This window comes from uncultured Nostoc sp., assembly GCF_964247315.1.
Taxonomy (GTDB): Bacteria; Cyanobacteriota; Cyanobacteriia; order Cyanobacteriales; family Nostocaceae; genus Nostoc.
In genome coordinates, this window is record NZ_CAXTTT010000016.1 from 1 (window position 1) to 18830 (window position 18830).

Below are 18830 nucleotides of genomic sequence, written 5' to 3' on the forward strand. Positions count from 1 at the left end.
GGATTGGCAGGAACTCCTAACGCCGCTTTTAACTGGGCTTCTGTAACTCCTAACTTTGCTGCTGCGGCTGCAAAATCAGGTCGAGGTGGACGCGGCCGTTCATTTGATGGTTGGTTGGGCGGTTGTTGCGCCTGTGCAATTCGATCGAATTGATTAGCGGCATTTGCTTGATTGAGTGAAAGAAAACCAAATGTGCCAACCAGAACAGGAATCGCTGTCGCTACTAGTACTCGACGAATATTCATCATTAAATCTCCAAAGGTTTATATTTCTAATTAAGTCTTCTCAAAATAACAGTTTGCTCTGTTTCTAAATTACAGTTTTGTAATTTAGAAACAACAACACTCTGACGAGATCGCTGCTGAGGGCGAGGCGAAATGCAAGGGTGCATCAATTAACGGTTATTGCGTTCTACCCGGTTTTGAACTTTTTCCTGATTATGAGGTTGAGGACGTTGAGGAGAACGCTTTTTGTGATGTGGACGGGGTTTAGAATGTCTGATTTGTGGTTTTTCATCAGATATTTGCCGTTTGTTGGGCTGTTGTGAAATCTCGGCGTTCCGATGAGATGGATTAGCGGCATTTGCCTGATTGGGTGCAACAAAACCAAATGTACCAATCAAAAAAGGAATCGCTGCTACGGCTAAGACTTGACGAATATTCATAAAAATCAACCTTCAAAAGCTAGGGTGTTCATATTTCTAATTGAGCCACCTCAAAATTACAGCTTTCTTATTTTCTAAATTACAGTTTTGTAATTTGAATAAAAAATAATGAATTTAGAATAGAAGAATATATGAATTAATAAAAGCTTGTGAACGTTCTGTTTGTTGAAGATGAAGCGAAAATTGCTAACTTTGTCCGGGCTGGACTCAAGGAGCAGGGATTTGTTGTAGACTACTGCGATAACGGTGATGACGGATATCTGCGGGCGTTAGACAACGAATATGATGCGATCGTACTCGACATTATGATGCCGGGAAAAGATGGACTATCGATTCTAAAACTATTACGGCGGCAAGGTCGGAATGCTCCGGTGATTTTGTTGACGGCTCGCAATGAACTAGAAGATCGCTTGCAAGGGCTAAATTTGGGAGCGGATGACTATATCGCTAAACCATTTTTTGTGGAAGAGTTAGCGGCTAGAATTCATGCGGTTGTGCGCCGCAGTGTGAGCGAACGCCAAAATCTGCTTTGCGTTGGCCCGATCAAACTCGATCGCATTACTAGGGAAGTCACTTGCGATCGCCAAGCGATAGAACTCACCAGCCGCGAGTTTAATCTTCTAGAATATCTCATGCGTTCTCCCGGACGGGTTTTCACTCGTACCCAAATCCTGGAACACGTTTGGGGTTACGACTTTAACCCCAACACCAACGTTGTGGATGTTTGTATCCAGCGAATTCGTAAAAAGATTGACCCCATTGATCAAGTAGTCTGGATTGAAAGCATTCGAGGGGTTGGATATCGATTTCGCAAGCCAGATTCTTCATCATGAAACTTCCTTCGTTTCGACTTCGCATTGCTCTGTTGTCTGCGGCTCTAGCTGGCAGCACATTAGTCGGATTTGGTGCGGTTTCCTGGTTTCAGATTTACAATGCTAAGATTAGCCGCCTGGATGCAGAACTATTAAATCACTTGATGCGGGCAACTCCGAACTTCCCTCCACGACGAGAGGAACCTCCCGTTGGCGCAGCCTCTCCTAGAAGAGAAAGCTTAGGCGATCGCTCACGATGGCAGTTTTACGAAAATTCCTTATCTTATGCTTTCGGAACCAATACAAAAACCCCCGTCGCCCTAGTGGTGCTTGACACAAACAACAACATACTTTATAAATCAAACTCCCTACCTGCCGACCTTGAGGTGAATCGTGTGTTGCTTAAGCGTCTTGAGTTGACACCTCTACCACCGCCCCCGAAGAGAGAACCACCACCTTTACCCTCTAATGCAAATCCATCGCTCCAGCACCCACCGCTAATTCACCCACGCCCACCTCAATTTGTTACAGAGCAGACAACAACAGCAGTCTGGCGGATTGGGGCAGCTAAATTTCCCAATGCTCAGATTGCCATTGCCGTTAGCTTGCAAGCTGTAGATCAAGAAATGGCTACGATTCGCAATATCTTCCTGGTTTCAATTCCGGGAGCGCTGCTGCTGGTTGCGGTGGGGGCATGGTTGGTTTCTGGCAGTGCTTTGCGTCCTATCCGGCAATTAACCGGCGTAATTCAACAGGTAACTGTTAAAGGGCTAGATCAGCGAATTCCCATTGGGACAACTGATGTTGAATTTATCGAACTGATTCAGGTGTTTAACCTGATGCTGGAACGCTTGGAACGTAGTTTTACCCAAGCTTCCCGTTTTAGTGGTGACGCGGCCCATGAACTGAAAACCCCACTAACTATTTTGCAAGGCGAACTAGAACGAACACTCCAACAGGTTGATCCCGGTAGTGAAGTACAACAGCGCTTAAGCAACTTGTTAGATGAGGTGCGCCGCCTGAGTGGAATTATGCGGAAACTCTTGTTGTTATCTCTGGCAGATGCCGGAAAAATGAGCTTGTATCTGGTTGAGGTGGATATGTCTGAGTTGCTGATGGAGATGTTAGAAGATGTGGAAATGCTAGCTCCCTATTTGACAGTGCAAACTGACTTTACTGATGGGTTGCGAGTAAAAGGTGATCGCGATCTTTTAATTCAAGTTTTGCAAAACCTGTTCAGTAATGCAATCAAATACAATCTCGCCAACGGCTGGATACAAATTCGCACTCATCAAACTCCAATAAATTTTCACGTTACTATTGTCAATGCATCAAAAGATATTCCACTCAGCGATCGCGATTGCATTTTTGACCGATTTTATCGTGGCGATCCCTCACGTAACCGCAAGGTAGAAGGAATCGGACTAGGACTCAGCCTAGCCCGAGAAATTGCCAGGGCACATCGTGGCGACCTTACCCTTGACTTAACACCTTCTGGTCAAACAGCGTTCACCCTCACCTTACCGATGAAGTAATATCATGTCTGCTTGATTACTTATTAAACCCGAATTACCCCACCCCGCTAAAGCTACGCTTTGTCTCCCCTCCCCGCTTGCGGGGAGGGGATTAAGGGGAGCCAGCGCGGTCTTGGGGGTTTCCCTCATGAGCGACTGGCGTGTGGGGTGCAATGACTGTGGGAATCATAACTAATTATGCGGACATGATATAATACCGATTTGAAAAAAGAATGCAACACATAGATAATACCCCTCCCCAACCCTGGCCAAAGCATCGGTGAGGGTGCGCGTCAGCGTAGGTGGAGTTATCTGTTGTAAACATTTTTTGAATTGGTATTAGATAATTGAGCGATCGCTCGATACTGAATATTAATGAAGTGGACGCAGAAGTGTAATTTTGCCCATACCCGTCTCTTGACTGAGTTGCGCCACGTAGAGATTTCCATTCGTGGGATTCTCAATCAAATCTAATGGACTTGGATTAAAACCAGTGAAGCCAGTAATACCCGTTTGGGAATTTACAATATCCAAGTTTGCGCCACCTGGTGTTAGCACAATGATGTCTTTCCCTGAACTGAAGCGTGTCACTAGCAGTTTGCCTTGCAGCTGACCACCTAAAACATTACTACGATATTCAATGATGCCATCAGGTGAAATATGCTCTCCGAAATCGAAGGCAATACCCTTCCAATTCCGGTCAGGTAAAGTACCAATGGGATATTCATTTATCTGAACTGGATCTTTGCCAGTTGTAGGATTTCCTCCACTCAACACCCACTCACAACGCTTCGGATTGGGATGACCGTAATAACCATTTTTAACAACGCGAAACAAAAAGTCTAGCTGTGTGCCTAGACTGCTAAGAGCAGGCACAGATGGACTAGTATATGCCCCATTAGTAGCTTTATCAATACGGTTTTGACAGGCAAGAGGTAGGGGAATAGGTGTATTTGGCGTATTGCCACCAGCTGCCGAACCATTTGTTGGCACATATAACTGACCATTGCTATGCCAAACCAGATCGTAGCCATTACGTATACCGCTAGCAAAGATGGTTACAGGCGCTCCCGGTTTAAAGGGGTTATAAGTACCTCCATCCTCCGTCTTAACGCTTAAAGGAGGTGAGGTGATTTTGGACAGATCAACTCGTAATACAGCAGCAGTTAACAACTGCTCAGGACGATTACTCCAGGCAGTGTTTGGTGCGCCCGTGCTACTATTACTACCCTGCAACACATACAGCACATTTGGCTCATTAGGTTTAAACTCAATGCTATTGGTTAGATGATCCCGACTAGACCGTGGTAAATCAACCACATAGTCTTTTACAGTCTCTAGATTGGTACCGCTTAAACGAGTAATCTTACCACTCCACTCCGGTGCATCAACAGTTCCATTCCAGTAGTAGTTATTTGTTACCCAGAGAATTAGGTTGTTAGCATTTGTTGATGAGGGATCAAAGTGCATACCAACGATCGTTCGATTACCACCATTTGCAGTCTGCAATGAGGTAATCGTTTGTGGCGTACCCAAAGTGCCATCGGCATTGATTGGGAAACACAAAATCTCACCTAGTAAGGTGGCAGCATAGAGTTTATTGTCAGGCCCAATCAATACTGTGGTGTAAGGTTTGACAGGTACATTCGCTAGTGAGACTTGCTCGAAAGTAATATTGCTTACTGGTTTGACAAAAGTGCCTGTTGTGAAACTGATGCTATAGGGTAAGAATGCAACACCATTGCTATCATTAACCCCGTCGGTGATTTGTAACAAATATTTGGTGTTGTTCTTGAGACGATTTATCGGAGACACTACAATCACATCTCCGCCACCGGAAGTATTGTAATCGGCATTGACTTGCGTATTAGTACTGCTATCGATCAGCTTAATAGTTGAGGCAGAAATAGTATTAACTGCAATCCCACTGTTGGGGAGATTTAAGTCTGCTGTAATCGAGATATCTGGCGATACATTTGTCTGAGCATCAGTGGGATTGGTCGTTCTGATCGAGGGACGATTACCTGGTGCGATCGCAATATAGTTGAGCTTGGTATTATTACCACCTTTAGCATCAATTGTGAGCTTGCCATCGGCAACATTAACAATCCGGGTAATTGCGGCAAACTTTTTGGTTGCTGTTGGTACAAAGCCAGAAATAGCAGCCCTTCCTTCTATATTAATCTGGTGCTTACTAGCTACAATATTACTAGCATCACCGACGCTAACAGTCACATTGTAGGAACCTTTAGATAAGGCATATTCCCAAGCAGCAGGTATCTTGACTGCTGTTCCCGCACTGCCAAGAGGATATTGCAGATGAATCAGTCTATTTAATCGTTGATCGATGCCACTTTGGTGGCGATCGCGTGTATTGAGTTCGATATCAAGGGGAGTGGGTGTAGTATTGCCTAAGCTATCTTCACGCACCCAACCAAAGCCTCTAGTATCATTGTAGGCTTGACCGATATCTTTAATATACCCAGATGGTACAGGAGCGTTATTAGGTTGAAAAGCAATCCCTTGAACAATTGCTAATACCAGTATTTTGGGTTTGATCTTGTAAATCATAGATAGTATGCCTTGCCGTTGTGTTCGTAGTTGAGACGTGAGTAGTCCATTAACATTTGCCAAGTATCTGCAATGATTATTCCTGGCAATCCTTCACTGGCTATAAACGAACGTAATGACCGCAAGTCTTAGGGAACACATTTCTACAAACTGTATAAAAAGTATTTAGTAAATACTTTAAATTACATAAATTCTGAACTTTTTAAGAGAATTATCAGGGAACTTTCTAATTCCTCAACTTAGCGCAATATGATTACGTAAAAAGCAATAAATCTTCAAAAAAATTATTACCGAAAATTTTTAATTGCTGCTGGCAGAGTTTATTTGAGCTATACTGTTAATATGCACTTAATATCAGGTTTGTTTGAATACAGCAGATTTCAACTTTATGAGGTACAAAAATCACCCCACCCGCGTTATCGCGCACCTTTCCCAAAGCATTGGGGAGGGTTGGCGAGGGGTCTATCTCATGTAATTGCAAAACACTGTATTTATAACATCTGTACTTTGGGGAGCCACTGCATTGGGGAGCCAGCGCAGTCTTCTCCCTTGGCAATAGCGTAGTGTTAGCGAGCCTGCGAGCGTATGGGATTTTTTAACAACCAAGCACGTGGGGTTTGAGGAACAAAACCTAACATTTTATCCTTGTTTATGTTAGGTTTCACTGTTGTTAAACCCAACCTACATTGATAGATTTTATCAAAACATAATTCAGGAGTCAGGAGCCAGAATTCAGAATTGAATTCTGTGCAACTGGTGAGGTAGCCCTGTCATGGCGGTTGCCATCGATAGCGTAGCGTTAGCGAGTCATCGAGCGTCTGGGGAACTACCGAACCTGTTAGCGCAGCGTTAGCGAGTCATCGAACGTCTGGGCGGATGAATAAATGGGTTTAAGACCCCCAATAAATCTTCTCTTTCAGAGACGCTGTGCGAACGATTTAGTGGTCTTCAATTAGCGCAAAGTCCAAGTGGAGGTTTCCTCCGATCTGAACTTTGTAAGAGAGTGGCGGGTCTGAATCCCCCACTTTCTGGTTCTGACTCCTGAATTCTGGCTTCTGAATTCTTCTTCAATAATAAGTAATCACCCTAACATGATATAAATTTGGCTAGTAAATCATGAAAAAGTTTTTCAATTTTCAATATGTATGCTTTAAATCTACTAATAAGATGATATTTTGATTTACTCATCTATCTGAAGGTAGATTATGCATAGGCTAACTCAATTACCAAACAAATCAGGTTTATTTATGAGTGCGCTACTGGGCGGATTATTAGTTTACGATTACATAATATTAATCGGGTCTACATCAATAGTTAAACTTACAGACGAAGGACAAAGCGATCGCACTTCTTCCCAATCTGGTAATTGTGGTAAGGCATCGGGGGCAAATTTAATCAATATCTGCCAGCGATAACGATTAGCTACTCGTAAAATACTCGCTGGTGCTGGGCCTAATATCTCGAATTCTTCTTCTGTACTCAAGGCTGTAGCAATAACTTGCGCCGTATTTTGTACTTGAATAGGGTCGAGACTACTTAAGCGCAACAAAATTAACCGCCCATAAGGAGGATAATTGAGTGCTTGGCGTTGTTCTAATTCCGCTTGAGAGAAAGACTGATAATCGTGCGATCGCACTGCTGCAATTACTTGATGCTCTGTAGTATAAGTCTGCACAATCACTCTACCCGGATCTTCACCTCTACCTGCACGTCCAGCGACTTGCGTCAAGGTTTGAAATGCTCGTTCGCTGGCGCGATAATCTGATAAATTTAGCAACCCATCGGCGGCAACAACGCCCACAAGTGTCACCTGTGGTAAATCCAAACCTTTAGTGAGCATTTGCGTACCGACTAATAAATCTGCTTCGCCGTTGGCAAATTGGGTGAGTAGGGTACGATGTGAGCCTTTGTTACGGGTGGTATCGCTATCAAAACGAATCAAGCGCAACTCTGGGAACTGTCGCGCGAGTTCCTGCGTGACTCGTTGAGTACCGCTACCGAAAAATTTCAGGTAAGGGGAGCTACAATCAGGGCAAAATTTGGGGTGCGATCGCGCATAGTTACAGTAATGACACCGCAATAATTCCGGCGCTTTTTCTTCGGTGTGGTGATACGCCAGCGACACATCACAGTGCGGACATTCCAATACATATCCACAACTGCGGCAAGAGACAAACGTACTGTGTCCCCGGCGATGGATAAATAAAATTCCCTGTTGTTTTCTTTCTTGCAACTCTTGTAAAGCTGTTTGCAGCGATCTACTAAATATAGAACGATTTCCCTGTTGCAACTCTTGCCGCATATCGACGATTTCCACTGGCGGTAAAGGGCGGGAGTTGATGCGTTCAGGCAAACTTAAGTAATGAGTGCTGAGTGCTGAGTGCTGAGTGCTGAGTGCTGAGTTAAGAGTAGAGACGCGATTAATTGCGTCTGTACAAGAGTTAGGAGTTACGAATTCTTCCCCTGCTCTCTTGCTCCCCTGCCTCCTCACGCTTACCCAAGTTTCCAACGAAGGCGTGGCGGAACCCAACACCAAGGGGCAATTTTCTAATTCGGCTCGCCACTGAGCAACGGTGCGGGCGTGGTAGGTGGGTATGGGGGAGTCTTGTTTAAAGCTGCTGTCGTGTTCTTCATCTAAAATAATTAAACCCAAGTTGGGCAAAGGGGCGAAAACGGCGCTACGAGTACCAATGACAACTTGGGGTTCTCCCGCGAGCATTTGTCGCCAAGTGTCGTAACGTTCACCATCTGAAAGAGCACTGTGATAAACGCTGACTTTATTACCAAAACGAGCGCGAAAACGATCGGTTAGCTGGGGTGTAAGTCCAATTTCTGGGACTAAGACAAGAGCGGATTTACTTTGATTGAGGAGGGGTGCGATCGCTTGCAAATATACTTCGGTTTTTCCTGAACCTGTCACCCCATGCAACAAAACTTCAGCAAATGCATTTAGTGTCTGGATTGTCTCTAGAGCGCTAGCTTGAGCTGTAGTCAAAGATTTAGCGCTATCACCTACTAAACTTGGGCCTTGTTCAGTTCGCAATACTTCCCGTTCTTCAACAACGATGTAACCCTTTTGTGCCAACGTCTTGAGAATAGAGGAACTAGCATTGCAAATTTGCAGTAATTCATTTTGCCACAACTCCCCACCACGTCGTCGTAGCACTTCTAAAATTTCTCGTTGGCGAGTAGTTAACTCATCGTCAATTGTACCTGTGAGCGTAACTGCTTTTTGCAACTTTGGTCGAGTCAGTCGTGGCGGTTCTAAGTAGCTTTCTACTAAACCAAATCGCAATAACTCCCGAATTCCCCGATAAGCAGATTTGATTTTTTGTTGAAGGTAAACAAAACTGTAGTCCCCTGCCGGCTGCCCTTGCAAAAGTTCCCAAACTTGCCGCGCAGTCGGAGTCAAAAAAGCTAAAGGATCGGCAGATGCCAGTAAATAACCACTCCCCTCTGCCTCTCTCCCTCCAACCAGACGGATACGACGCTGCGATCGCCCCAGTAACCCTGGTGGCAGAGCAACCCGGATTACTTGAATTAGAGGCGTATAGTAATATGCAGCAACTTGGTTGAGTAATTCCCAATAAGCACTTGGAAAAAATCCAACGCTGACTATATCTTCTACTTCCCGGATTTTTTCTGGTAGTAAATCGATATTTGGTTGTGCCAGTAATCGAATTGCGATCGCTCCTAATTGTTGCGCCCCAAATGGCACGCTCAAAATATCCCCTGGTTTGATTTCTAACTGGGCTGGCAATCGATAAGTAAATAGTCCTGTACTTCCTGGACAGTCTACCAATACTTCAACCCACCGATTTAACGCTGCACCTGACTGGTATGATTCACTCGCTTGTGCCACCACTAAAGGAGATAATTTTATGTCATTAATATACATATTTGCTGACTTTATAATTAAATATTTTCCTCACAACATAGCTGGTCAAAATCAACCTAGCTAACTACACTTTGGTTTTTCGCTTTCTTAAATTTAAATTGTATTTCTCAATACTGTTATTCTTCATAATACTTGATAATTTTCCTCTTATGTAATCTACTAGACAAATTCGTATCAACTAGACGTGCAATAAATATTTGGTACCCACTATACAAATAAAAGTATGTCGGCTTTTGCTGCAACAGTTACTCATATACTAAATAGGGAGTAGCCTTTTTCCGCCTAGCGGTAGATATTCAACCATTTCTGCTTATGAGATGCTTTTATACAAAGTAAGATTATCCCAAAATTAAGCTGCCTTTCTTGTAATTAGTATCATGTAGGTAACTTTAAATCAAATCGAAAATGCCTAAAATCAGTAGTAGGTATTCCTTTTATACACTGACCTCCAGCGCCTAAGACATTAAAAATATTTAGAAAAATATATGAAAGTTTAAGAAATTTGGATGGTTAGCTGAGATTTTTATATTTGTTAAGGTTGAGAAAGTTTGAGGGGGGGTTTGACATATTTGATAATTCAGAAAAAAATGAAGAATATATCTGTTGGGAATCTAAGAAAAAAGCTTTACTGGGTGCTAAGGTCAGTTTCGTTATAGTTGTATATAACTGTAACCTATAGGTAGTAGGTAGATGCCGATTTTTATTTCTGTAGACAAATTAGCATCAGCCTATATTTCGCTATTTTTTACGGGTGCATTGTCCATTAGGGAAAACTACCAAGCCTCAAACGAGTAGGTGTAAATAAATTATGTACCAAACAAAGCAACAATCCCTAAAGGAAAATATGAATATTGTTGAATTGGGAAAAATGGAAATACTGGAGAATGCTGTTGATATCGAAGAACCATCACTCGATAGTTTAAATGCAGTAGCAGAAGAAGAATCTCCAATTGTAGTAGAAAATCTGGAATCAGACGAACGCGATGGAGATGACATGGCGGCAGCTCGTCCTTCGGGATACAACAAAACCGAACATGATGATGCTGTCGGCGCGTTTTTTAAGGAAATGGCGCGTTATCCGCTCTTAAAAGCTGATGAAGAAGTAGAGTTAGCGCGGCGAGTCAGGTTCTTAGAGGAAGTCAGAGAGATACAAGCGGCTTTAGAGTTAAAACTGGAACATGAACCCAGCAAACTAGAAGTGGCTTCCGAGCTAGGAATGATGGAAAAGCAACTAGAAAATCGCTTGTATCAAGGGAGAGTAGCGAAACGCAAAATGATTCGCTCGAACTTGAGATTGGTAGTGTCTATTGCTAAACGATACTTGAATCGGGGAGTGCCTTTTCTGGATTTAATCCAAGAAGGAGCAATGGGTTTAAATCGCGCTACAGAAAAGTTTGATCCCGATAAAGGATATAAGTTTTCTACTTACGCTTATTGGTGGATTAGACAAGCAATTACTAGAGCTATAGCTAACGATGCGCGAACAATTCGGCTACCGATTCATATTGTTGAAAAGCTTAACAAGCTAAAAAAAGCCCAACGAGAACTCAAACAAAAACTCTGTCGTAATCCTACCGAAGGTGAAATGGCAGAATATTTGGAGATTAGTGTGCAACAACTACGTCAGCTACAACAGCTACGCCGACAAGCACTTTCTCTCAACCACCGCGTCGGTAAAGAAGAAGACACGGAATTGATGGATTTGCTAGAAGATGAAGATAACTTGTCTCCAGAAGCAAAAATGAATGAAAACATGATGCGTCAGGAGATTTGGGAAGTCTTGGGTGACGTGTTAACTCCACGAGAGAAAGATGTGATTTCTTTGCGTTATGGTTTGACAACCAGCGAACCATGTACCTTAGAAGAAGTTGGCAATATGTTCAATCTTTCTCGCGAACGAGTGCGTCAAATTCAAAGCAAAGCCATGCGGAAATTGCGCCGTCCTCACATAGCCAAACGCTTAAAAGGTTGGTTGATTTAACTACATTGCTCAAGATAGAGATGCAATCCCTAACTTAATTAGCTTTGCAATTCGCAAAAATCGGGCGTTTTGTAGCTTTTTTCGGCTCTTGTTTAGTCAATACTCAAAATAAATTGCCCAGTTGCCTATAGACTATGGATTATAAACTATGGACTATAGACTAATGACTTCGGGTAGCAATTTGATTGTGCGTTTTGCTGAACCAGCTGATTGCAGCGTACTGTTTAAATTAATTGAAGGGCTTGCAGAATATGAAAGATTATCTCACGCGATCGCTGGTAATGCTCTAGCACTTCAGGAGCATTTATTTGGTTCGCGGAGGTATGTAGAGGCAATATTAGCAGAATCTACGGGTCAAGCTGTTGGTTTTGCGCTATTTTTTCATAATTATTCAACATTTCTGACTAAGCCAGGAATTTATCTGGAAGATTTATTTGTTTTACCAGAATATCGCAAGCAAGGTATTGGTAAGGCTCTCCTAACTAAAGTAGCTCAGATAGCTGTAGAACGTGATTGTGGGCGATTAGAGTGGAGCGTCTTAGATTGGAATGAGTCAGCCCAAGCATTCTACCGTAGGATGGGAGCATCTATATTAGATGATTGGCGAATTTGTCGCGTCACAGAAGATGTGCTTACTCAATTAGGATCTATTAAATAAAAAACAAAGGATGAATTATAAAGGATGAATCAGGACAATTTTCATCATTAATATTTCATCCTGAAATTTTAATGATTTTCTTGATAACATATTCAAAATTACATAAATTTGCATTTTGAACGTCAGCATAAATGCACATTTTTACAAATAAGCAAGCAAGGGTATTTTGTAAAGTAGCACATTCTCGTTACACATCGTTTTGTGCTAACAAACCTAAATATAAAATCGCCAAGATTCAAAATAAAAAAAATTTATTTAATAAAGTAAAGTTTGACAGCTTGTCATTTGACTATGACAGCGGCTAAACTCACAATTATGGAGGATATTGTACCGAATAAGCCGTTATTGCAGAGAGAACACAAAATGAAAAAAATGATTACAGTCATGCTGTTAGGCATAGCAATCTTCACCTTTGCCTTCAGTCGTCCAGCTTTGGCAGCAGATGCTGCTAGTGGAGCTAAAGTATTTAGTGCCAATTGTGCCTCTTGTCACGCGGGAGGAAAGAATCTGGTTCAAGCTGACAAAAGCCTGAAAAAGAACGCTTTAGAAAAGTATGGTATGTACTCAGCAGAGGCGATTATTGCCCAGGTTACAAAAGGTAAAAATGCCATGCCTGCCTTCGGCAAACGTTTGAAGCCTGAACAAATTGAAGATGTAGCTGCTTATGTGCTTTCACAAGCAGATAAGGAATGGAAGTAGACTAAAATCTAACTTCAATAATTAACAATTCGCGGGGCAAAAAGCCCCGCTAATTTTGTTACTGCCGAAATTATCAAATAGGATGCATATACCAATTTTGGATCGAAAATCTTTACAAAAAGACTGTTCCAAGAATATCAAACAATACTACCTATCCTCATTTGGTATTATGAGTAATTTCTGGCAATTATTTTTCAGTATAATTATTGCTTTACCTCTGACTTTTTTGACTTTACCTGCACATTCTTCACCCATTTTTATTACCCAAATTACAGCGAGTGATTTCTTAGAGTTGGGTGTAGATAAGATGCGGCGCGGTGATTATCAGGAAGCAATAAAGAATTTCAACCAGGCGATTGCACTTGAGAAAGATTTGGCTGTTGCTTATAGCGATCGCTGTCTGGCTTATCTCCAATTACAAGATTACCATCAAGCTGTCACAGATTGTACTCAAGCCATAAATTTTGCACCGGATAACTTTGAGGCTTACCTGAACCGGGGAGTAGCACACTACAGACAAGGGGATTATTCAGCTGCCATTGTCGATCATAATCGAGCCGTTGCACTTAAACCCTACGATTTTCGAGCTTACTATAACCGAGGGCTAGCTCGTGTCGGCAATGGGAAAGACTCGGAGGCAATTCTTGACTTTAATTTAGCCCTAACTCAGATACCTCGAATAACTAGCTTACTACTTGCAGATATCTATAATGACCGAGGTTTAGCGCATTTTGTCTTGCAAGATACCCAAGCAGCCATGCTCGACTTTAATCTAGCAATTCGTCTCAATGCTAACGATTATCGAGCGTACTTTAACCGGGGTTGTACTTGCGGACGAAACGGAGATGACTTTGGTGCAGTGCGTGATTTTTCCCAAGTCATCAGACTTAACCCCAGTAATGCCCAGGCTTACGTTAATCGGGGAGTAGCTCAGTATCGCTTAGGATATCATTTAGGAGCGATCGCTGATTTACAAAAAGCATCTGAGTACTTTGAAAACCAAGGAAAGAGAGTTGCTTACGAAAAAACTCTAGATTTATTGAAGAATCTGCGACGACAAATTTCCTTTGCAACCGAAATCGCTCTTTTATAAGACTTTCAGCACTATGCAGGGTATCCACCAGCTTGAAAAATCTGTTCGACGGTTAAGTTTAACTCTGGGAAAAGAGGTGAGATAATGCGATCGCTACCTCGAAACTGGCTGACTTGGTATTCTCCCTCAATTAAAGTGTAGAGCGAGACAGTTGGTTGTTTGGGGTTGCCAATAAATCGCCTACCGCCTAAAGCAGTATAGTCTACAATCCAGTATTCTGGGATGCCTACAGCTTCATAATCAGCAGCTTTTTTTAAATAATCATCACGCCAATTGCTACTCACTACCTCAACTACTAAGGGTATTGATTCCGCTTGGCTTACAGTAGATTCTTTTTTCCACAGAGGTTCATTTACCAAATTAGAGCGATTTAATATCAACACATCTGGTGAGTAAGCCGATTCACTTTCAGGCGGTTTGACTAATGCTGTTTTGGGTATGAAGTAGGGGAGATTTAAACGAATACATTCTCTAGTAATTTCAAAGGCTAAAAATCCAACTACCTCTTCATGGTCGCCTGTGGGTTGCGGCATCTCGACTATTACTCCATCATGCAACTCATAACGTTTTCCTGTATTGTCGGGATATCTAGCAACGAATTCATCGAATGTAACTAGTTTGCGTAAGGTTTGAATCATTCTATTGTGTTTGCGAAGCTTGCAGTTTTCCCAATGCTAACGTAATTGTAATTGCTATAAGGGAAGAGGCTTTGAGGTTTATTACCTTTAGCCTTTTGGAACCTGGCTTGCTTATTAAGCTTAATATCTCTAGCCCTTGGTGAGCGCACGTATGGGAATTTGAGTGTCTGAGACAGAATAAAAAATATCTCAACCCAGAGTCAGATCATATTACCAGTAGAACCGAGATCACACTTCAATTAGTTCATCTTGGCTAAACTCAATATACTTAAATATAAAAAATGCTCAGATAGGAACTTAAATTATCATAATGAAAAGCACAGATCGCAGAGGTCGTGATTATATCAACGCTGTTAATAATCCTCGCTCACGAAAGATAGAACCAGTTTCTTATCATGAGCTTAAACAGTCATTGATGACTGTTCGCGCCAATCTAGAGGAAGCTACATCTCAACGCGATGAATGGCAACAACGTGCGAAAGAAAATGAGGAAGCTGCATCTCAACGCGATGAAGCAGAACAACGTGCAAACGAAGCTGCATCACAACTGGTTCATGTTCAGCAAGAAATTCAAACTTATCAAATCGAGGCTAATGAGCTAAAACTCGAAGCTAATGAGCTAAAAGAGCGATTCACTCAAAATTATCTCTTCTATATTGATGAGCAAGAGAATCATCAAAAGACGCTCTACCTTTATAACGAAGAAAAAGCGAAAATATCCCAGCTAGTTCATGTTCATCAGCGAGAGATTCAAACTTGCCAACTCGAAGCTAATGAGCTAAAAGAACAAGTCACTCAAAATTATCACTTCTATATTGATGAACAACAAAGTCATCAACAAACACTCTGTCTCTACAATGAAGAAAAAGCTAGAGCAACTGAATTGCTTACCAAATATGATGCAGCCAACTCCGAACGAGAAATGTATTTGACTTTATACAATGAGGCCAAAGCAGAACTCAAACATGAGCGTCGTTCCAAAGCTAGTATTAAGGGATGGGAAACTCGCCGGAAAGCCGAGAATGAAAAACTAAAACGAGAAATTGCCCAGATGGTTGTGCTATTGCGTGACTCTTTAGCAAGTAAGGATGAAGCAGTAAATAGTCTTTACCTTGTAGCAGAACGTATGGATCGGATTCAATCTCTAGTTGATTCGGTGGAAGAAGAAACAACTAACAATCCTATGGGTTTGGTACAAAAATTTAAACGCATCTGGCTGGCAATTAAAGACATACTTTCTGAATAAACAAGCATACTCATGAGCAAAAAATCACTACCAACCACGCAAAAAAAAGGTAAAGCGAGGTTGGGAGATCAAATTCGCAGTATTGCCGATCGCCTTAAACAAGAGACTGATGTACAGATACAAGCAACTTCTCGGATTTTAGGGGCTGCTGCTCAAATTGCCGAAAATCATGACCAACTTATTAATGAAGTAGTTGATATGGTTGAGTCAGACCTAAATGTAGAGAAACAGGTATCTCAGAAGCATATTTATAGTGTTGATATTCTGAAGCAACAGTTTCAAACATTACGGGATGCAAAAATTCACTTTCAGCTAAAAGTTAGTAGTTGGGAATCACTAGTTAATAAATTAAATGCTACATCTTGCCAAACAACCATTATACAGAATAAGCCTCAATCAAATCATGGTTTGGCAGACACTAATATGATAAATAGTGAATATAATTTTGATAATATTGAAAAATTAACAGTTTTTTTAGAGCCTGATATTGCAGAAATGTTTCCCAATTCGCAAGCAGTAAATGAAGCTCTGCGTTTTCTAATTAGAGTTACGAGAAAAAATCGTTAAAGTATTTTATCAACTGTATAGAAAAATATCTTTTTTCTGTACAGTTGAGTATCTCTTTCTCCTCGCAGTTCTAACTAAGAAGGCGTAACACCATCAAAGAGCGATCTGTAACTGGTACAGTTTGAGAGTCTGAAACTAATTTTCCCCGATCTAAAAAGCGAGGTTCATTAGTGTCAATTACTATCTCCCATACCTTTTCTTTAAATTCATGGGGTAAAGCAAAATCGATTAACTCGTAGTGAGCGTTAAAAAATAGCAGAAAACTTTCATCAATAATCCGTTCACCACGATCCCCTGGAGTAGCAATTCCCTGTCCATTAAAAAAAATCTCCATTACTTTGGCATAGCTAATAAGCCACTGCTTCTCAGTCATTTCACTGCCATCAGAATTAAACCAAGCAATATCATTAATGCCTAAACCGTGAATGGGGCGACCTTGAAACCACTTACGTCGTCGGAATACTGGATGCTGATTGCGAAAATTAATCAGTTCACGTGTAAAGTCTAATAAATCTGTGTTCGCTTTATGCGAATCCCAATGCCGCCAGGAAATTTCATTGTCTTGGCAGTAGACATTATTATTTCCCTTTTGACTACAGCCAATTTCATCCCCCTCTAATAGCATTGGAACACCTTGAGATAGCATTAGGGTTGCTAAAAAGTTTCGTCGTTGCCGTTCGCGCAAACGCATTACTTCTAGGTCGTCGGTTTCGCCTTCTGCACCACAATTCCAGGATCTATTATGGCTTTCACCATCTCTACTGTCTTCCCCGTTTGCCTCGTTGTGCTTTTCGTTGTAGCTGACCAAATCATTTAACGTGAAACCATCATGAGCAGTTATGAAATTAATACTTGCATTTGGGTTGCGCCCATTTGTTTGATAGAGGTCAGGGCTACCTGTAAAACAGTAGGCAAATTGTCCTAAACTATCATCTACACCACGCCAAAAATCTCTGACTGTATCCCGATATCTACCATTCCACTCAGACCAACGCAGTGGAAAGTTCCCGACTTGATAGCCGCCTTCTCCTAAGTCCCAAGGTTCAGCAATCAACTTCACATCTGCCAAGATTGGGTCTTGATGAATAATATCAAAGAAAGCTGATAGGTTATCTACCTCATATAATTCCCGTGCCAGCGCCGAGGCTAAATCAAATCGGAAGCCATCTACATGCATTTCTATTACCCAATAGCGCAGACTATCCATGATTAACTTCAGAACTTGAGCATGACGCACATTCAGAGAGTTACCGCAGCCTGTAAAGTCCATGTAATAGCGAGGATCATCCTTCATCAAACGGTAATATACAGAATTATCAATACCTCGCAAAGATAGCGTTGGCCCGAGATGATTTCCTTCGCCAGTGTGGTTGTAGACTACATCTAAAATCACTTCAATTCCGGCAAAATGTAGTGCCTTGACCATTTGCTTGAATTCGGTGACTTGTTCTCCTCCAGTTCCACTAGCACTGTAACTAGAATAAGGAGCAAAATAGTTGATGGAATCGTAGCCCCAGTAATTGCTTAATCCTTTTCCTTCTAAATGTCCCGGTTGAGATAGAAAATGATGTACTGGCATCAACTCAACTGCTGTAATGCCTAATTGCAGTAAGTGTTGAATTGCAGCAGGATGCGCCAAACCGGCATAAGTGCCGCGTAACTCTTCTGGAATAGCTGGGTGTAATTTAGTAAAACCTTTAACGTGAGTTTCATAAATAACAGTTTTATACCAAGGTGTAGCAAGCAGTTTATCGCCTTCCCAATCAAAAGATTGATCGACCACAACACACTTAGGCATTGTTTTGGCATCATCTAGTTCAGAAAAAACTAAGTCTTTTTCCTCAGCGTCTAGAGAGTAGCCAAACACAGCTGGGTCGTTACTAAACTCACCGTCAATTGCCTTAGCGTAAGGATCAATTAATAGTTTGTTTGGATTAAATCGATGACCTACTTCCGGTGCCCACATCCCATGTACTCTAAACCCATACTTTTGACCTGGGCCAACTCCTGGTAAGTAACCATGCCAAACAAAATTGTTTTTTTCTGTCAAAGGCACGCGGATTTCTTCGTCATCGCCATCAAATAAACAAAGCTCTACCCCTGTTGCATTTTCCGAAAATAAAGCAAAGTTTGTTCCTTTCCCATCCCAAGTTGCACCTAAAGGATATACATTCCCTGGCCATAAAGCTACATACATAAGTAAATCTTGAATAATTAGTTTTTCGGCAAATATTATTGAGTTCGACTTTTTTGAATAAATAGTTAAAATCTAAAATTACTAATTATTCGTTAAAATCACTAACATTTCAATCTAATTTCTAAATAATATTATTTGCTCTATCATTAGTAATAAAAATCTCTATTCCTTAAGTTGGAAAAATTAATGTAGAGGGCAACAGGCTGAAGGAAAACTGCCCTGTCTACGACACACCGCACGATCTGCTTCGGTAAAGCGATGCCTACAGCATGTTGCGCCAAAGCTAAAAAGC

At 41.6% G+C, this 18830-nt stretch carries 13 protein-coding genes and 1 pseudogene; 8 read left to right on the forward strand and 6 right to left on the reverse strand.

Annotated features, from left to right (window positions below):
* A pseudogene (locus tag ACFE93_RS07230) lies at window positions 1–248 on the reverse strand (hypothetical protein); the annotation flags it as partial.
* Window positions 249–394: 146 nt separating this feature from the next.
* The gene (locus tag ACFE93_RS07235) at window positions 395–664 is read right to left on the reverse strand and encodes a hypothetical protein (RefSeq protein WP_375472673.1); all 270 of its coding nucleotides are present in this window, start codon (window positions 662–664) and stop codon (window positions 395–397) included.
* 149 nt (window positions 665–813) lie between these two features.
* Between ACFE93_RS07235 and ACFE93_RS07240 the strand changes: the two genes are divergently transcribed.
* Together ACFE93_RS07240 and ACFE93_RS07245 are read left to right on the forward strand one after the other, a co-directional pair.
* The gene (locus tag ACFE93_RS07240) at window positions 814–1497 is read left to right on the forward strand and encodes a response regulator transcription factor (RefSeq protein ID WP_375472674.1); all 684 of its coding nucleotides are present in this window, start codon (window positions 814–816) and stop codon (window positions 1495–1497) included.
* Window positions 1494–3011 (forward strand): ATP-binding protein, encoded by a 1518-nt coding sequence (locus tag ACFE93_RS07245; protein ID WP_375472675.1) that lies wholly within the window; start codon window positions 1494–1496, stop codon window positions 3009–3011. The genes ACFE93_RS07240 and ACFE93_RS07245 overlap by 4 nt, the downstream gene beginning before the upstream one ends.
* A 351-nt stretch (window positions 3012–3362) precedes the next feature.
* Here ACFE93_RS07245 and ACFE93_RS07250 read toward each other — a convergent pair whose 3' ends face one another.
* Together ACFE93_RS07250 and priA are read right to left on the reverse strand one after the other, a co-directional pair.
* Complete coding sequence (locus ACFE93_RS07250; protein WP_375472676.1) at window positions 3363–5561, reverse strand: Ig-like domain-containing protein; 2199 nt, start codon at window positions 5559–5561, stop codon at window positions 3363–3365.
* A gap of 1282 nt (window positions 5562–6843) precedes the next feature.
* A complete protein-coding gene (gene priA / locus ACFE93_RS07255; RefSeq protein WP_375472677.1) occupies window positions 6844–9459 on the reverse strand; it encodes a primosomal protein N' in 2616 nt (871 codons plus the stop codon).
* An 808-nt stretch (window positions 9460–10267) separates the two neighbouring features.
* Here priA and ACFE93_RS07260 point away from each other — a divergent pair.
* The 4 genes from ACFE93_RS07260 to ACFE93_RS07275 all read left to right on the forward strand — a co-directional run bounded on the left by ACFE93_RS07260 (window position 10268) and on the right by ACFE93_RS07275 (window position 13890).
* Entirely contained in the window at window positions 10268–11440 is a 1173-nt protein-coding gene (locus ACFE93_RS07260) for an RpoD/SigA family RNA polymerase sigma factor (protein ID WP_375472678.1), read from the forward strand.
* 163 nt (window positions 11441–11603) lie between these two features.
* A complete protein-coding gene (locus ACFE93_RS07265; protein ID WP_375472715.1) occupies window positions 11604–12098 on the forward strand; it encodes a GNAT family N-acetyltransferase in 495 nt (164 codons plus the stop codon).
* A gap of 363 nt (window positions 12099–12461) precedes the next feature.
* Entirely contained in the window at window positions 12462–12797 is a 336-nt protein-coding gene (petJ, locus tag ACFE93_RS07270) for a cytochrome c6 PetJ (RefSeq protein ID WP_375472716.1), read from the forward strand.
* 169 nt (window positions 12798–12966) lie between these two features.
* On the forward strand, window positions 12967–13890 hold the full coding sequence (locus ACFE93_RS07275; protein WP_375472679.1) for a tetratricopeptide repeat protein: 924 nt from the start codon (window positions 12967–12969) through the stop codon (window positions 13888–13890).
* 11 nt (window positions 13891–13901) lie between these two features.
* Here ACFE93_RS07275 and ACFE93_RS07280 read toward each other — a convergent pair whose 3' ends face one another.
* Window positions 13902–14528, reverse strand: coding sequence for a Uma2 family endonuclease (locus ACFE93_RS07280; protein ID WP_375472680.1), 627 nt, complete (start codon window positions 14526–14528; stop codon window positions 13902–13904).
* Window positions 14529–14838: 310 nt separating this feature from the next.
* Between ACFE93_RS07280 and ACFE93_RS07285 the strand changes: the two genes are divergently transcribed.
* Both ACFE93_RS07285 and ACFE93_RS07290 read left to right on the forward strand, forming a co-directional pair.
* Entirely contained in the window at window positions 14839–15774 is a 936-nt protein-coding gene (locus ACFE93_RS07285) for a hypothetical protein (protein WP_375472681.1), read from the forward strand.
* Window positions 15775–15786: 12 nt separating this feature from the next.
* Window positions 15787–16341, forward strand: coding sequence for a hypothetical protein (locus tag ACFE93_RS07290; protein WP_375472682.1), 555 nt, complete (start codon window positions 15787–15789; stop codon window positions 16339–16341).
* A 70-nt stretch (window positions 16342–16411) separates the two neighbouring features.
* On the opposite strand, the gene glgX is transcribed toward ACFE93_RS07290, so the two are convergent.
* Window positions 16412–18538, reverse strand: coding sequence for a glycogen debranching protein GlgX (glgX, locus tag ACFE93_RS07295; RefSeq protein ID WP_375472683.1), 2127 nt, complete (start codon window positions 18536–18538; stop codon window positions 16412–16414).
* Window positions 18539–18830 lie beyond the last annotated feature (292 nt).